General features: G+C 72.9%; 16 protein-coding genes. 8 read left to right on the forward strand and 8 right to left on the reverse strand.

All coding sequences use genetic code 11. The features are described 5' to 3' along the window. Positions 1 to 138: 138 nt before the first annotated feature. Positions 139 to 726: a 5-formyltetrahydrofolate cyclo-ligase gene (locus M3Q23_06735; GenBank protein MDP9341790.1), complete on the forward strand. Its 588-nt coding sequence runs from the start codon at positions 139 to 141 to the stop codon at positions 724 to 726. A gap of 206 nt (positions 727 to 932) precedes the next feature. Further along, positions 933 to 1,103, forward strand: a complete 171-nt coding sequence (locus M3Q23_06740) for a hypothetical protein (protein MDP9341791.1) — start codon at positions 933 to 935, stop codon at positions 1,101 to 1,103. Positions 1,104 to 1,180: 77 nt separating this feature from the next. Here M3Q23_06740 and M3Q23_06745 read toward each other — a convergent pair whose 3' ends face one another. Next, positions 1,181 to 1,336 carry a hypothetical protein gene (locus M3Q23_06745; GenBank protein ID MDP9341792.1) on the reverse strand — a complete coding sequence of 52 codons (156 nt, stop codon included), beginning with the start codon at positions 1,334 to 1,336 and terminating at the stop codon, positions 1,181 to 1,183. 22 nt (positions 1,337 to 1,358) lie between these two features. Between M3Q23_06745 and M3Q23_06750 the strand changes: the two genes are divergently transcribed. The 5 genes from M3Q23_06750 to cpaB all read left to right on the forward strand — a co-directional run bounded on the left by M3Q23_06750 (position 1,359) and on the right by cpaB (position 4,605). After that, positions 1,359 to 2,189, forward strand: a complete 831-nt coding sequence (locus M3Q23_06750) for a hypothetical protein (GenBank protein ID MDP9341793.1) — start codon at positions 1,359 to 1,361, stop codon at positions 2,187 to 2,189. A 102-nt stretch (positions 2,190 to 2,291) separates the two neighbouring features. Then, positions 2,292 to 2,696 (forward strand): FmdB family transcriptional regulator, encoded by a 405-nt coding sequence (locus tag M3Q23_06755; GenBank protein ID MDP9341794.1) that lies wholly within the window; start codon positions 2,292 to 2,294, stop codon positions 2,694 to 2,696. Further along, positions 2,693 to 3,490: an S-methyl-5'-thioadenosine phosphorylase gene (locus M3Q23_06760; GenBank protein ID MDP9341795.1), complete on the forward strand. Its 798-nt coding sequence runs from the start codon at positions 2,693 to 2,695 to the stop codon at positions 3,488 to 3,490. The genes M3Q23_06755 and M3Q23_06760 overlap by 4 nt, the downstream gene beginning before the upstream one ends. Positions 3,491 to 3,572: 82 nt before the next feature. Further along, complete coding sequence (locus M3Q23_06765; GenBank protein ID MDP9341796.1) at positions 3,573 to 3,755, forward strand: hypothetical protein; 183 nt, start codon at positions 3,573 to 3,575, stop codon at positions 3,753 to 3,755. Positions 3,756 to 3,951: 196 nt separating this feature from the next. Further along, positions 3,952 to 4,605 carry a Flp pilus assembly protein CpaB gene (gene cpaB / locus M3Q23_06770; protein MDP9341797.1) on the forward strand — a complete coding sequence of 218 codons (654 nt, stop codon included), beginning with the start codon at positions 3,952 to 3,954 and terminating at the stop codon, positions 4,603 to 4,605. Between the two features lie 66 nt (positions 4,606 to 4,671). On the opposite strand, the gene M3Q23_06775 is transcribed toward cpaB, so the two are convergent. From M3Q23_06775 to M3Q23_06785, 3 genes are read right to left on the reverse strand one after another with little or no spacing between them, the layout of a single operon-like run. Further along, positions 4,672 to 6,018: a TldD/PmbA family protein gene (locus M3Q23_06775; GenBank protein MDP9341798.1), complete on the reverse strand. Its 1,347-nt coding sequence runs from the start codon at positions 6,016 to 6,018 to the stop codon at positions 4,672 to 4,674. A gap of 26 nt (positions 6,019 to 6,044) precedes the next feature. Beyond that, the gene (locus M3Q23_06780; GenBank protein MDP9341799.1) at positions 6,045 to 7,439 is read right to left on the reverse strand and encodes a TldD/PmbA family protein; all 1,395 of its coding nucleotides are present in this window, start codon (positions 7,437 to 7,439) and stop codon (positions 6,045 to 6,047) included. Positions 7,440 to 7,468: 29 nt separating this feature from the next. After that, a complete protein-coding gene (locus M3Q23_06785; GenBank protein MDP9341800.1) occupies positions 7,469 to 8,716 on the reverse strand; it encodes a hypothetical protein in 1,248 nt (415 codons plus the stop codon). Between the two features lie 39 nt (positions 8,717 to 8,755). On the opposite strand from M3Q23_06785, the gene M3Q23_06790 reads away from it, so the two are divergent. Further along, entirely contained in the window at positions 8,756 to 10,711 is a 1,956-nt protein-coding gene (locus M3Q23_06790; GenBank protein ID MDP9341801.1) for a hypothetical protein, read from the forward strand. On the opposite strand, the gene M3Q23_06795 is transcribed toward M3Q23_06790, so the two are convergent. The 4 genes from M3Q23_06795 to M3Q23_06810 form a co-directional block, all read right to left on the reverse strand. Beyond that, entirely contained in the window at positions 10,595 to 12,298 is a 1,704-nt protein-coding gene (locus M3Q23_06795; protein MDP9341802.1) for a hypothetical protein, read from the reverse strand. The genes M3Q23_06790 and M3Q23_06795 overlap by 117 nt on opposite strands. A gap of 61 nt (positions 12,299 to 12,359) precedes the next feature. Further along, on the reverse strand, positions 12,360 to 13,268 hold the full coding sequence (locus M3Q23_06800; protein MDP9341803.1) for a peptidoglycan DD-metalloendopeptidase family protein: 909 nt from the start codon (positions 13,266 to 13,268) through the stop codon (positions 12,360 to 12,362). A 28-nt stretch (positions 13,269 to 13,296) separates the two neighbouring features. Then, the gene (locus M3Q23_06805) at positions 13,297 to 14,298 is read right to left on the reverse strand and encodes a hypothetical protein (protein ID MDP9341804.1); all 1,002 of its coding nucleotides are present in this window, start codon (positions 14,296 to 14,298) and stop codon (positions 13,297 to 13,299) included. 117 nt (positions 14,299 to 14,415) lie between these two features. Next, positions 14,416 to 15,013 (reverse strand): hypothetical protein (locus M3Q23_06810; protein ID MDP9341805.1); only part of this gene is annotated, 598 nt, incomplete at its 5' end.

The following is a 15,013-nucleotide window of genomic DNA, read 5'->3' on the forward strand; positions in this document are numbered from 1 at the left end:
CGCCGGAGCGGGCCCGCCACGGCGCGGTGAGGGTAGCATCCGGCCGCGCCCGCCGTACACCGCCCCCGCTGCTCGAGCGGCCGCCCGGAGAGCACAGCGGTTCGCTCCGGCCGGACCCCGTACCATCGCACCACCGACGTGGCCGACCTCAACCGTTCCCGGGACAAGCAGGCCCTCCGCGAGGTGATGCGGCGGGTCCGGTCGGCCATCCCCCCCGAGCAGCGGGCCGAGATGGCCGGCCGGGTCGAGGAGCACCTGTTCGGCCTTCCGGAAGCCACGGACGCCAGGACGGTCCTGCTGTTCTACTCCTTCGGGACCGAGATCCCCACCGCGGGCATGGTGGAGCGGCTGCTGTCGGGGGGACGCCGGGTGCTCCTCCCCTATCTGACCGACGAAGGAGCCATGGAGGCCGCCGAGCTCGCCCCGGGCCAGTCGCTGGTCCGTTCCGGCTACGGCCCCAAGGAGCCCTCGCACCGGGTGGCGGTGGAGCCCGGCGAGGTGGACGTGGTGGTGACGCCGGGGCTGGCGTTCGACCGGGCCGGTCGCCGGCTGGGGTACGGCGGCGGCCACTACGACCGCTACCTCAGGCGGCTCTCTCCGCGGGCCCTCCGCGTGGGGGTGGGGTTCGCCGTCCAGCTGGTGCGCGAGGTGCCCGCCGAACCCCAGGACGAACGGGTCGACCTCGTGGTCACCGAGCAGGGCGTCGTGGACTGCCGGACAGGCTGAGGCGGACCCGGGAGAGCCGGCTCGCGAGCGCTTTGCTTGCCCCGCTCAAGCCACCGCGCCGTCCATCCGACCGATACGGCTGACAAAGCCCAGCGCCCAACGAATACAAGCTGAAACCATCTCGAATTGCTTGATGGCGCCACGAACTCCTGGGACACTGCGCGCGCTCGCAGGCCCATCCGACGCGAAGCAAGGGGGGACGCCGAATGGGAGCTCATCGCCGGCGCGTGATGCCGGCCGTCATCACGAAGTCGATCCGTCCGCTCGTCGTGCTCGTTGCCGCGTGCACGCTGTTCGCGGGCGCCGAGGTACCTACCTCACAGGCCATGCCGGACGTGGCCTGGGGGGCCGTGCATGGAGCGCTCGCACACGCCTAGCACGCGACGAAGGGCCACGACCGGCGATCCGGACCCAAGGACGCCAAGCAGGGTTCGGCTCACCACGGAGGCGGCTCCTACCATGACGCGAAGGGCGCCCCGTCCGGGAAGGGCGCCCCGTCCGGGAAGGGCAGCTCGTCCAGGAAGGGCAGCTCGCCGGGCAGCGGGGGCGGAGCAAGCCACCGGAAGCCCCTGAATCCGGCCTGGAAGCATCCGATGCCCCCCTCACCCACGTGGAGCCGGTACATGAGCACCGTGGACCGGTCCCACCTGGCCGCGCTGGGCTGCGGGCTGGGCCAGCGGGCCAGGGCGGGCTCCGAGTCGCCCGATGCGGTGGTGGTCCTCGACTTCGGGATGCCCATGCACCACAAGGGCCGCTTCGGGGCCTCGCTGTTCGACGGCGTGTTCCGCAACACGCTGTTCATCGCCAGCGCGGTCGAGTCGTACGCGGCGGGCTTCGTCCGGTGCTCCCGCGGATCGAATGCGCACCTCGAGCTGGCCGCCGGCACGAGCAACTACGGACCCGACGTGAGCTACAAGCACGGGCGGCTGTGGGGCGCCATGGTGAACCGGGCCAACGCGTGGCTCCGGGAGCGCTGGCTGGCCAAGCGCGTGCACGTCGCCGGCGCGAACGACATCGAGCCGGGCTGGGACGGCCCCGGGATCACCCGGGAATGGATCCACAGCTACGCATCGATCGCGAACTCGCCGTACTACTACTACGGCGGCGCGGCGGGGTGTCCGCCCTACGCCCAGTGCATCGGCGGCTGGACCATGGAGGACGTGTGGTACGCGGCGTGGGGTTCCGGCGTGGCCGTGCCGCTCCCGGAGATCTACGCGAACAGCGGGGCGAACGCGGCGCAGTGGTACACGCTGAGCCTGTACTCGTACCAGCACCACGGGAAGCGGATGGACATCGCGGGCGCCATGACCCAGATCCAGTCCTGCCGCGACTCCCACGACAACTGCCGTGGCATGAGCAACCATCCGGCCGCGGGGTGGTCCCAGCTCTGGCTGGCGCTGAACAAGGACTCCAGGACCGCCCAGCCCCTGCGGTTCCTCACGGACATCGCCTGGAGGAACTGAGCCCGGCCGCCGGCGCGAGGCCGTCGAGGGTCGCGCCGCCGGGCGCCCCGCCGGTTCGTTCGCCCGGGGGCGGAAGGGGTCCGTCCGTATAATTGGGGGGCCATGCCGACCTACGAGTACGCCTGCGTCGACTGCGGCACCCATGTCGAGGTGTTCCAGCGGTTCGCCGACGAGTCGCTGACCACGTGCGGTCTCTGCGGGGGCCGGCTCCGCAAGGTGTTCCACCCCGCCGGGATCCTGTTCAAGGGGTCGGGGTTCTACCGGACCGACAACCGCAAGGGCGGCTCCGGCGAGGGCTCGGGGGACTCGAAGAAGTCCGGCGCAGCCGCAGCGTCCTCGTCGGGCTCGTCGTCGTCGGGTTCTTCCTCATCCGGCTCGTCGGGCTCGTCTGACTCTTCGTCGGGCTCCTCGTCCTCCGGCTCGTCATCCTCCGACTCGTCGTCGTCCTCCGGCTCCTCGTCCTCGTCGGGCTCCACCAACGGATCGTCGAAGGGGAAGTCGGCCTGAGCACCGCAGACGTCGGGGTCTTCGGGGGATCCGGCTTCTACTCGTTCCTCACCGACATCGAGACCGTCGAGGTCGACACGCCCTACGGGAAACCGTCGGCCGCCATCACCATCGGTGAGGTGGGGGGGCGCCGGGTGGCGTTCCTGCCGCGCCACGGCGTGAAGCACGAGCTTCCGCCGCACCGCATCCCGTACCGGGCCAACGCGTGGGCCATGAAGGAGCTCGGCGTGTCCCGCGTGCTGGGGCCGAACGCGGTGGGATCGCTCCAGCAACACGTCCTGCCGGGACATTTCGTGATCTGCGACCAGCTCGTGGATCGCACCCGCAGCCGGGCGGACACCTTCTACGACGGCCCGGTGACCACCCACATCTCGTTCGCCGACCCGTACTGCCCGACGGTCCGGGAGGTCGCGATCCGCGAGGCCCGCGGGCTCGAGATCGAGGTGCACGAGCGCGGCACCGCGGTGGTGATCCAGGGACCTCGCTTCTCCACGCGCGCCGAGTCCGCGTGGTTCCAGCGGCAGGGGTGGGAGGTCATCGGGATGACGGCGTACCCGGAGGCACCGCTGGCCCGGGAGCTGGAGCTCTGCTACGCGAACATCTCCCTGGTGACCGACTACGACGTGGGAGTGGGCGACACCGCGCCAGTGACACACGACGAGGTCCTGCGGGTGTTCTCGGAGAACAACGAGAAGCTGCGGAACCTGTTGTTCGCGGTGATCCCGGCGCTGCCCGAGGAGCGCAATTGCCCCTGCGCGACGGCGCTGTCGGGCGCGCGGCTCGAGCCCGAATAGGCCGAACGGCCGGCTCCACCTCCGCACGCAGCCTCTGCACCCGGGCATGCTCGAACCGCTGGGGTGGATAAGATCGGCGACCATGCGTGAGACCGTGCTCGTTTCCATGGAGATCCGATTCACCACCGTCGAGGAGCCGGAGCAGCTCGTCGAACGGGTCCGAGAGGCGCTCCGGACGATCGTGGGGCGCACCGCCCTCGAGGACTTCCGGTGGCGCGCGCTGCCCCTCGAGCCGGGGTCGCCTCGGCAGCAGGGGCCCGACTAGGACTCGCCGCCAGCGGCCCCTTCGGAGAAACCTTCGGACCGGAAAAGAAACACGCCCAGGTGTGATCTGTTTCATAGCGCGCCGTTCGCTCGTCGGGTAGCGTCGGCGTCAACTCCTCCCTCTCCGCCACGCGCGGGCGCTTCGACGCCGCCCGCGCGAGCGTGACCGCGGCGTCGCACGAGGGAGGGTATGCACCATGCGGAAGTGGTCTCCGGGAGCGCGGCTGCTGGCCTCCCTCGCGGTGGTGTTCGCGCTGGCGGCCTTCTGGTCGGTCCACGGGTACGTGACCCGGGTCCAGGCGCTGACGCCCGCGCTGGGTCGCTCGGTCTCGGTGGTGGTGGCGGCACGCGACCTGGCCCGCGGCACTCGCCTCACCGCCGACATGCTGCGCCAGGTCTCCTTCCCCAGCAGGTTCGCCCCTCCCGGAGCGATGGCGCGCCCCGATCAGGCGACCGGGCGCGTGCTGCTGGCGGGGCTGGCGACTGGGGAATCGCTGACCCAGACGCGGCTGGCCCCCAGAAGGGCGGGCCCCGTCGCATCGCTCGTCCCCGAGGGCTTCCGAGCGTTCGCCGTAACCACGCCGCTCCCTCCCGGCTCGGTCCGACCCGGCGACCACGTCGACCTGCTCGCCACCTTCGCCAAGGGGCAGCCTCATACGGAGACGGTCGCGTCCGGGGTCGAGGTGCTCCTGGTGCTGACTCCGGGCTCGTCGTCAGGCGGCCTCCCGGACACCGGAGCGTCGTTCGGGTCGGGCCAGACGCTGATGCTGCTGGTCCGGCCGGATCAGGCGGAGCAGCTCGCGTACGCCCGAGCGTTCGCGGACCTCACCGTGACGGTCTCGGGGACGTGATGCCACCCTCGGCGGGATCGGAACGACCGCGATGATGTCCGTGGTTCCCGAGGCCTGGCCGCGTCCTCACACCCCGGCGACCGTCATCTGCTGGACCAGGACGGGGGCGGTTGCGATGGAGCCGAGGAACTGCAGGTCGGCGCCCGTGGCCACGACCGCCGCGAGCATGTCGAGCAGCGTGCTGGCGATGGTCATCTCGCGGAGCGGCTCACCCAGGGCGCCTCCGGTGATGCGAAGACCCGTCGCTCCTACGGAGAACTGTCCGGACACCGGGTTCGCGCCCGAGTGCACGCCGGTCACGTCCTGGACGTAGACGCCGCCCTCGGCCCGAGCCAACAGCTCGGGAAGCTGGAGCTTGCCCGGCTCCAGGACGAGGTTCGTGGCCGATACGCCCGGGGGTGACCGGTACCCCGCCCGCCCGGCATTCCCCGTCGAGAGCGTCCGGCCACGCCGCGCCGTGTAGGTGTTGTGCAGGAACTGCGCCAGCCGGCCCCGCTGGATCAACGAGGTCCGCCGTGTGGGCACGCCCTCGTCGTCGAACGGCGCCGCCGCGGGCCCGTCCACGAGCCGGCCGTCGTCGACGAGCGTCACGGCCTCGGAGGCCACGATCTCCCCGGCCCGCGAGGCGAACAGGGAACGGCCCTTCTGCACCGCTTCCGCGGACAGCGCGCCGACCAGGACGCCGAGGAAGGCCGCGGCCGCGTGGGGATCCAGGACCACCGGCACGACCGCCGTCGCCGGCTTCCTGGCCCCCAGCAGCCTGGCGGCCCGGTCGACGGCCTCGCCGGCGCAGGCCAGCCAGTCCAGTTCGTCGATGTGGCGGGCCTGGCGGAGGGCGAAGCCCGTCTGGGTCTCCCCGTCGGCCTCGGCCAGGGCGGACACCGCGCACCAGCAATCCGTGCGCGCGTATTCCTGCTCGACGCCGGCCGTGGACACGATCGCCACGCGCGAGACGGCGTCGCCATAGCTGGCCCGCTCGAGGTTTTGGACCCGATGGTCGGTTCGCGTGCTCACGCGGTCCAGGTCCAGGGCCAGCGCGACCTTCCGCTCCGGGGCCAGGGCGGCCTGGTCGGGCCGGAACAGCTGCGGCATGGGCTCGACGCGGCCGGGGTCCGGCAGCGCGTTGCCCTCGTCCGGCGTGGCCAGCGCCGCGTTGTCCCGCGCCCTGGCGACCGCCTCGGCCACCTCGTCCGGGGACGGGTCGGCCGCGTAGGCGTACCCCAGCCTGCCCGCCGAGACGACCCGAACCCCGACCCCCCGAGTCTCGGAGAACGTCAGCGACTCCACCCCGCCGGCCCGCGCCTTCACCTCGGTGCGACGGGTCTCGGAGGCGTAGGCCTCGACCGCGTCGTCTCCCGATGCCGCCCGCACCGCGGCCCGGCACAGATCGAGCAGGTCAGCCACGGGCGCCACCAAGCTCACCCACTACCGGACCACCCTCACGAGCCGGCCACACCGGTTCCTCCCACCGTCATCCGGGCGATCCGAAGGGTCGGGCTCCCGTTTCCGACCGGGACGCCCTGGCCGTCCTTGCCGCAGATTCCCTCCAGGCGCTCGAAGTCGTCGGCCACGACGTCGACCCCGGACAGGATGTCGATCCCGTTTCCCACCAGGTTCGCCCCCCGGACGGGCCGGGTGATCTCCCCACCCTCGATCAGGTATCCCTCGGTGACCCCGAACACGAAGTCGCCCGTGGCCGGATTGACCTGCCCACCTCCCAGCGCCTTCGCGTAGAAGCCCCGGGGGGTGCCCGCGATCACGTCCTCGGCCCTGGACCGGCCGGGAAGGATGGACGAGTTCGTCATGCGAGGGATGGGGAGGTGGGCATACGACTGACGGCGGCCGTTCCCGGAGGACGGGACCCCGTCGCGCTCCGCACGAACTCGGTCGTACAGGTACGCCTGGAGGACGCCACCCTCGAACAGGACCGTCCGCTGGGCCGGCCACCCCTCGTCGTCGAACGAGAACGAGCCCCACGCGTTCGGAACCGTCGCTTCGTCGATGCCGGTCACGAGCGGCGAGGCGAGGATCTGGCCGAGCTTTCCCTGGTAGATCGAGGAGCCCTTCTGGACGAGGTCGGCCTCCAGCCCGTGGCCGCACGCCTCGTGGAACAGGATGCCGCCCCCACCGGGCCCCATCACCACGGCCATCTCCCCGGCCGGGGCGCCGATGCCGTCCAGCATGGCCACGGCCTGCCGGGCCGCTCGCTCGGCGGTCTCCCTGGGCGGGTGCTCGTCCACGAACTCGGCCCCGGCCAGCCCCGCCGGTCCCCAGAACCCCGTCTGGATGGTCCCGTCGCGGGCCGCGATCACCTGGACCACCAGGCGGATCCGGGGCCGCTCCTCCTGCACCCACCGCCCGTCCGACGTGGCGACGAGGACCCGCTGCACGGCGTCGCCGTAGGCCGCGACGACCTGGCGGACGGACGGGTCGAGGCTCCGGGCCGCGTCGTCCGCCTCCCGGAGCCACGCCACCTTGGCCTCGGGCGGGACGGACTCGGCCGGCCGCTCCGCCTCGTGCACGAGGGCGGGCTCGGCTCGGCGGAAGTCCATCACTGCCCCGGGCCCATCCCCGCGGACCGAGGCGGCCGCGGCGGCGGCCACCTCCAGGAGCGATCCCCGGTCCAGCCGGTTCGAGTAGGCGTAGGCAGCCGTCTCGCCGTGGACGACCCGGATGCCGGCGCCACGATCGAGACCGGACGTCAGCTCCTCGACCTTGCCGTCGTCCAGCCGGATCGAGAGCGAGGACCGCTCCTCGACGAACAGCTCCGCGAAGCGTCCTCCGTGGGCGAGCGCCGCCGCCAGGACTTCCTGCACGAGCGCCGGGTCCAGCACACACCCCTCCAGGAGCGGGAGCCGCGATTCTATCGGCCGGAATCGGTGAGAGACGCGGCGGCGACGGACGGGGCGCCCTCATGTTCGGCCCCTCGATCCGGGCGGCGCCTCCACGGACGCCAGGGAACGAGGAACGGCAGGAATGCCGCCAGCACCGCGAGCTGCACCAGCGGGTTCGGCTCCCACTCGTGCCGGCCGACCAGCTGGATGGCGAAGAAGACACCGGCCAGCAGCACGAACCGGCGGGGACCGACGCGCCCGGCATCCATGAGCGTCCGCATCCCGCCAACCGCCAGCGGGATCAGGGCGGGGAACGCGAGGACCAGCAGCCGTTCGGTGTTCAGCGCGAAGAGCAGCTGCACGTACGCCAGCACGACGAACGGCAGCATGCGGAGGGCGAGGCGACGGTAGCGCCGGAGCCCGGTCACCACGAGGATCGGCACGAGCAGCCCGAACGCGGAGATCGACTTCACCAGGGTGGAGGGCCAGTGGTGCAGGCGCGTCGTCACGGCGTGGTGGAGCACCGAGCCGTACGTGTACGACGGGATCGTGTTGTCCTGGATCAGCCGCGGGAGGGACCGCACGTACGCCGGGTCCCCATTCATCTCGGGAATGGCCACGTGCACGCCGACCAGCGCCGCGACGGCGGGCAGGGTCAGCCCCAGGGTCCGCACGGCCAGCCGGCCATCCCACGCTCGTCTGGCGTTCAGCGAGTAGTACAGCGGCGCAACGAAGATCACGCTCTCCTTGGCCAGCACCCCGACGGCGAGGCATGCGGCGAAAGCCAGGTCGTGTCCCCCCAGCACGCACACGACGGCCACGGTCACCAGGAGGAAGGCCAGCGGGTCCGTCAGCCAGAAGTCGAACAGCGTGAACTTGGTCGCGTAGCCGAGCGAGAAGTACATGAGCATGCCGGCCAGGGCCAGCGCGCGCCCGAACCCCAGCCGTTCGAGGAGCACGACGACCAGGAGGCCGGTCAGCCACACGCTCAGGAAGGTCACCACCTGGAAGCCGCCCTGGACGCCGAGCGGCAGGGCCCACACGATCACCGGCCCCAGCACACGCCAGTTGTACGGGGCGATGTGGAACCCGAACGGCCCGTGCTGGGCCATGGAGATGTACATGTGGTGGTCCCACGGGAGCGAGAACAGCGGAGTGCCGGGGACCAGCCGGTCGGTCCGCAGCCACAGCAGGGCCGTGCAGCCGAGCGACAGCAGGGCCACCGTCAGGAGGGGCGCGAGCCCGCGCTCCTCCCGCGCCGGCAAATCGGCGTCCACGCCGCCCAGCATGCCACCGGACGGCTAGCATGTCCTGGCTTGGCCACCTCCACCGAGATCCCGCCCGGACGACGGCGCGTCGCCCCCTCCAGACCCGCCCTGGCCGGACCGCTGCTGCTGGCGGCGGTGGCGGCGGGACTCCTCGTCTTCTACCTCGCCCCGTACGTCATCCGCGGGTACCGCTTCCCCATCGGTGCGGACGCGCCCGTGTACCTGTGGTGGACGCGACTGGCCCGCGCGGAGAGCCTGTCCGCCGTCGGGTTCCGCCCGGGGATCTCGGCCCTCACGCTGGCGGTGGGAGGGACGCTCGGGCTGTCGCCGTCCCAGGCCCTGGGAGGCCTCGGAGCGGCCCTGGCGGCAGCCACGGGCCTGGCCGCCGCGGGCCTGGTGGCCACGTGGAGAGGAACCCCGGCCGGCCGTACGACCATCGCCCTGGCCGGTCTCCTGGGCGGCCTGTACGCGGCGAACCTGGCCAACGGGTACCTCGCGGCGCTGGCCGTGGCCGCGCTGTTCCTGGGGGCGGTGGCGTGCCTGACGGCGCCCGGGCGCCGGAGGACCGTCGCCGCGGCGCTGCTGCTGGCCGCCGCGACCCTGGCCCATCCCGAGTTCTTCCTCCTGGCGGTGGCGGTGCTCGTGCTCACGGGGGCGGCAGGCCTCCTTCCGTTCGGCGGCGGGTCGCCCGAAGCCCGGGCGGAGTCCATGCGGATCGGCGCGGCGCTGGGAGGCGGCCTCCTGGTGGCCGGGGCGGGCTTCGGCGCCCTGCTCGCGGGGGCCGATCCCGTGTCCGCCCTGACATCGAAGGACGCCCTCCTGCGCCGGGCCGGCCTCCGGGACCTCCTGGCGCACGCGTACCGGAGCCGCCTCGCCGGGAACTGGGTCCGGTACCTGCTCCCCGGATACGTCCCTCTGGCGGCGGCAGGCCTGGGCCGGGCCCGGGGGCTGGTGGGCCGGTTGTTCCGGGTGTGGGCTCTCGTCGCCGCTGCCGGGATCGTGGCCGCCTGGGTGACCGGGCTCCTGCCGGGCGAGCGATTCCTCTCGTTCGCCTTCTTCCTTCCGATCCTCGCGGCTCTGGGCCTGGCCCGCCTGTGGGGGGAACGGCCCCACCGGGGCCGCGGTCCCGGCGGTGCGCGATGGCAAAACGCCCTGGGGGGAAGGGTGGGGCCGGTGGCCGCGGCGATCGTGACGGTGGCCCTGGTGGTGGGGTCGGTGTTCGCCTGGCGCCACGCGGCGCAGTTCGTCCGGCCGGCGGAGGTCGAGGCGGCGTCCGAGGCCGCCCGGTTGGCCGCGGCCACGCCGCCCGGCACGGCGCTGGTGTTCGTGGTGGACGACGCCGACCACCCCGGGTTCAACGTCCCGAGATGGGAGAACATCCTGCGAGACAGCGTGCCCCCTTCCCGGGTCCGGCAGGTGTACGTCTACGTGGGGTCCCCGGAGCGATACCTGGAGGGCCGGCCCATGGCCACCGGCGACCCGCTGCGAGACGCCCTGTCGCGGGTCACCCTCGACGAGCTTCGAAAGGCGAAGGGCCCGCGAGTCTCCTTCCTCCTGGCCGCGATGAACCCGCCGGCTGCGGCTCGAGCCTCCCGGATCGGCGACCGGATCGGTCCGGGGGTGTTCGCCCTGGGACCGCATCCGGAACCGCTTCCCGCAGTTCCGGACCCGCTGCTTCCCTCCTCCCCGTGGATGTTCGTCCTGGCCGGGATCGCCACGCTGGCGCTGCTCGGCGCGGTGGGCCTGGGCTGGTCAAGAGCGGCGGTCGGGCCGGGTCTCGCCTCGCTCGGGCTCGCCCCCGCCTTCGGTGCCGCCGCCCTCATCCTGGGCGCGGTGCTGCTCGACCGGCTGGGGGCGCCCCTCTCCGGCCCGTTCCCGCCGCTGCTCTCAGTCGTCCTCGGAGCGGGCGGCCACGCGGTGGGACGCCGCGGCGGGCGCGGCGTCGAGGTCGAGGTCCCCCAGGAGGTCCGGAACCCCGCCCCGGACTCGAAGATGGAGCAGTAGCCACACCAGGATTGCCAGCAGGACCGGTCCCACCACGTCGTGCCCGATGGCAAGCACCACCGCGTACAGCTGCCGGGTGTGCTGCGGCTCGACCATGGTGTGGAACATCGCCAGCACCGCCGAGAGGCCCACCGCGACGGCCAGCCCGCGCCGCGGGAGGAGCCAGGCCACCGGCAGCACCCACACCACGTACCACGGAAGTAGCACCGGAGCGGCCAGGATGAACACCAGCATGGCCCAACCCCACCCGGCCCCCAGCGCGGCGGCGGGGAGCCCGGGGCTGCGGCGGGCCAACCCCCGGGCCACCATGGCCAGGGCGTAGAGGGCGGCGCCCACCATGGCCAGCCGGATCACGAGCTCGACCGCGGTCCTCCCGCCGCTTCCGCCGAACGTTTCCCCGAGCCCGCCCAGCGTGGCCAGCAGGAGCCGGGTGGGCGTGATCCAGCCCCGGTGGGTGGCCAGGGTCGCGATGCCGAGGGTGGGATCGTGCGTCTGGAAGAACGGAGCGGCGAACGCCGCGGAGACGAGCACCACGATCCCCACGTGCGCCGCGGCCGTTCGAAGGCGGCGGGCGCGCGGAGAGGCGGCGACGATCGCCACGACGGCGAGGACGAGGGCCACGGCCGCGCTGGCCTTGACCAGGGTGCCCACGGTGAGCAGGGCGGTGGCGGCGAGCGCCCGCCGCCCGAGCCCGTCATCCAGGGCCGCGAGCCGGACGTGCCCACCCCGCGACGGGCTCGCTCGAGGGACCAGCAGCGCCAGCGCCCCCGCGATGCACAACGCGACCAGCAGGTCATTGTGGCCACCGGCCACCGCGTAGGCCACGACGGCGGGGTTCCAGGCGAACAGCGCCACGGCGAACGCCTCGCGGCCCGGGGCCAGGCGCCGCGCCAGCCGGCCCACCAGCACCGTGACGCCGACGGAGGCCAGCACGGCCACGACCTTGAACGCGAGCACGATGGTGGCCGGGCTCCGAAACAGCGACGAGAGGAACGACGCCAGCATGGTGAAGGCCGGCCCGTACACCGCCGGCGTCGTGCGCCACACCGGACCGACCAACGCGAACAGAGGGTCGCCCGGGAAGTCCTGCGGCGTGGCCACGTACGGGTTGGCGTGGTGCAGCGCCGCGATCCGCCCGTACATCGCGTAGCTGTACACGTCGCGCGACAGCAGCAGCGGGAGGGCCAGGGTGGCCACCTGGAAGGCGATGCCCAATCCAAGCACCAGCCGCAGGGACAGATGGCCCCGCCAGGCTTCCCGCAGGGCGTACAGGAAGCCCAGCACCGCGAACGCCATGATCCCGATGCCCAGCAGCTCTGCGGCATTCGGGCCCAGACCCTCCAGACCGAGCCCCCGGCTCAGGCCCTCCAGCGGCGCCGCGGGCCCGCCGCCGCGAACCTCGGGCGGGGAGAACGGGCCTGCCCGGAGCCCCGCCACCACGGCGATCGCCAACGCCGCCGCCACCATCCAAAGGACGGCGAGGTCGCTCGAGAAGGAAGACGTCGTGCCCGGCCTGCCACCCTCCCCTCGGCCCGACGGGCCGGGAAGGTCCGGGGCGAGGGCCGCGCCGGTCGGAGGCCCCTGCACGACCGCGACTGTAGCAGCCGGTCCCGGGTGCCCCGGCCCCTCGGGGGCGGGCGGTCCTGGATCAGTGCTGGCCCGGAGGGCACACCACGTATAGGTAGGGGAACGGGTCGACCGCGCCGCCCGTGTTGGCGATCAGCCGGTCGAAGGAGGCGAGCGACTTCGGGTGCCACTCGAAGTGGTCGTGGGGCGAGGTGTGCAGGGCGTCGCCGGTGTTCCCGACGAACCCCACCACGGTCCCCGCGCTCACCTTCCCGAGCGCGCCGTACCCGACCAGGTGTGCCATGTACACGTACCCCTGCGCGCCGTAGACCTTCACCGCGTTCCCGCCGAGCGTGTTGGGGTCCTTGACCGCAACCCCGTCGAACGGCGCCACGACGGGCGTCCCGAGGGCCGCGAAGATGTCGTTGCCGGCGTGCGGGTGATATCCGCCCGCGTACCGGGGAGCCCCGTAGTCGTCGGAATACGAGTACGTCCCCATCACCGGGCAGATCAGGAACGGGAACCCGGCCGGCAGCACGTGCGAGTTGCTGGCCGCGAGCCTGCGGATGGCGGGTGAGAGGGAACGGGCGGCCTGCTCGGACGCTCCCGACGTGGGACTCGTCGCCGGGCTGGAGGCCGGGGTCGACGCCGGGGGATTCCCGTGACCGCCGTGGCCCGCAGGACCCCCCCGACCGGCGTGGCCCGCCCCCGTGCCCTTGGTTCCCGTTCCGGCCCGGGTCAAGGTGGGAGCGGAACCGACCACGGCCGCACCCTGTGGGCCTTGCGCCCCGTCGTCGCCAACTGCCACTTGCGGGCCCTGGTCGCCGACTGCCACTCCCGGGCCCTGGGATGAGGCCAGATGGTAGTCGTGGCTGCGGCTTGGACCGTGGACGCCGCCGAGCTGCCCGCAGCCGGCCCCCAGCACCGCGATCACCGCCGCCACCAGCACACAGCCGACGGCCTTTCCGTTCCGGTTTCCGACCTCTGCCATGGCGGGCCTGCCGGCGGTCCGGACCGCCTCAGGCGGCCCCGGCGCCCCCGGAAGCGACGGGCTCCGACACCGACCGGCCGTCGCGGTCCGCGGTCTCCGGCTCCACCGCTTCGTCCCCGACCGCCCCGTCCCCGACCGCCTCGTCCTCGACCGCCTCGTCCTCGACCGCCTCGTCCCCGGCCGGAGGCACCTCAGCGGTGTGGCTTCCCTTGCCGTTGGCCTCGGCTCCGCCGACCGCGCCGGCGCTCCCCGCGGCTTGGCCACGCCTGGCGTCCTCGCTGCGCGTGGGGCGGCACACCCGGCACTCCGCCAACCCCTGGGACCGGGCCTCGTCCACGGTGATCCGGTCCAGCCCGGCCCGGCCCTTGACCAGCGGACAGTCGAACCGGTGAAACGTCGACGGACCCGCCAGCACCCGGCCGTTCCCATCTCCGGAGTCCTCTGTCTCGATTCCCATGGCCTGGCCGCCCGCCCGAGGCCGCACCGCCATCCCCTGGAAGATCCGGCTCAGCTTCTGCCGCTCGGTCTTGATCTGGGCCAGCATCAGGGTCCCCACGCCGAACAGCACCAGCGCGACCCCGAGGACCCCACCGGAGAGCAGGAACGGAAATTGCTGGTCGACCACGGTCAGGCGGGCCGCCCCGTTCCAGCCGATCGCGATCGAGGCGAACCCGGCCGCGCACACTGCCAGCCCGAACAGCCGCAGATACCGGCCGGGGAACGCGGACGCGTCCGGCTCCGGGGCGGAGGCCGATCCCGCGGGCCCACCCGCGGGGCGGAGCCCCCCGACGGCCGCACTCAATCGGCTCCGCTCCGTTCGGATCTGAGCGATGACCAGCAGGCCCACCCCGAACAGCAGCAACGCGATGCCGGCCGCGCCCCCCGAGATGAGATACGGGAACTGGCGATCGACGCTCTGGTCCTGGCGGATCATCCCGTACCAGCCGCCGCCGATGGCGACGAAGCCGGCGATCACGAACATGGCCCCCAGAACACGGGTGGAGCGGATCTTTGCATCGGGTCGGCTCACGGCGTTCCTCCCCAGGGAACGGAATTGGCGGACTTGGCCTACCCGTTTCGGGCACCGCTCACACGCCTCACACGCCTCAGACGCGTGTCATGCCGAGCCCACCCGAGCGCGCAGAGCTCAGCTGGAGGAGGGAACCGGAGCCGGCGCGCTGGCCGAAGGACCCGGCTGGCCGCTCGGGGCGGCGGACGAGGTCGGAGCGGGAGACGACGATGCCGGGGACGGCGTCGTCTGGGTCGGCGACGGGGACGGCGACGCCGACGCGCTGGGCGAGGGGGAAGCCGACGGCGACGCAGACGGTGAAGACGACGGAGCACCCGTCGTGGGCGCGGAGGTCGGCACGGATGGCGAGGGCAGCGTTGGGGAGATGGAAGGAGTTCGAAGCCCCGGCGACAGGGGGCTGGCCGGCCCGGGGGACGAACCGCCGATCATGGCCAACACCAGCACGAACGCTCCCACCACCAGCAAACCCACCAGCAACGCGACCACCCAGACCGCCCCCGACCTGCGCCGCCGCCGGCGCTGGTCGTCCACCACCGGGACGGGCAGCACGGCGGTGTCCCGAACCGGCCGCGTCAGCACCTGCGTGGACTGCTCCGGGGCCAGCACCGGGGTGGCGGCCACCGCCTCGCCGTGCAGGACCCGCTCCAGGTCCTCCCGCATCTCCTCGGCCGTCGAGTAGCGGTTGGCGGGGTTCTTGGCCATGGCCTTCATCACC

The organism is Actinomycetota bacterium (genome assembly GCA_030774015.1).
GTDB lineage: Bacteria > Actinomycetota > UBA4738 > UBA4738 > JACQTL01 > JALYLZ01.

What these genes read in the sequence shown, in the direction of transcription:
- M3Q23_06765 (MDP9341796.1), top strand. Translation starts at nt 3,573, where the DNA reads ATGCGTGAGACCGTGCTCGTTTCCATGGAGATCCGATTCACCACCGTC.
- cpaB (MDP9341797.1), top strand. Translation starts at nt 3,952, where the DNA reads ATGCGGAAGTGGTCTCCGGGAGCGCGGCTGCTGGCCTCCCTCGCGGTG.
- M3Q23_06740 (MDP9341791.1), top strand. Translation starts at nt 933, where the DNA reads ATGGGAGCTCATCGCCGGCGCGTGATGCCGGCCGTCATCACGAAGTCG.
- M3Q23_06755 (MDP9341794.1), top strand. Translation starts at nt 2,292, where the DNA reads ATGCCGACCTACGAGTACGCCTGCGTCGACTGCGGCACCCATGTCGAG.
- M3Q23_06800 (MDP9341803.1), bottom strand. Translation starts at nt 13,268, where the DNA reads ATGGCAGAGGTCGGAAACCGGAACGGAAAGGCCGTCGGCTGTGTGCTG.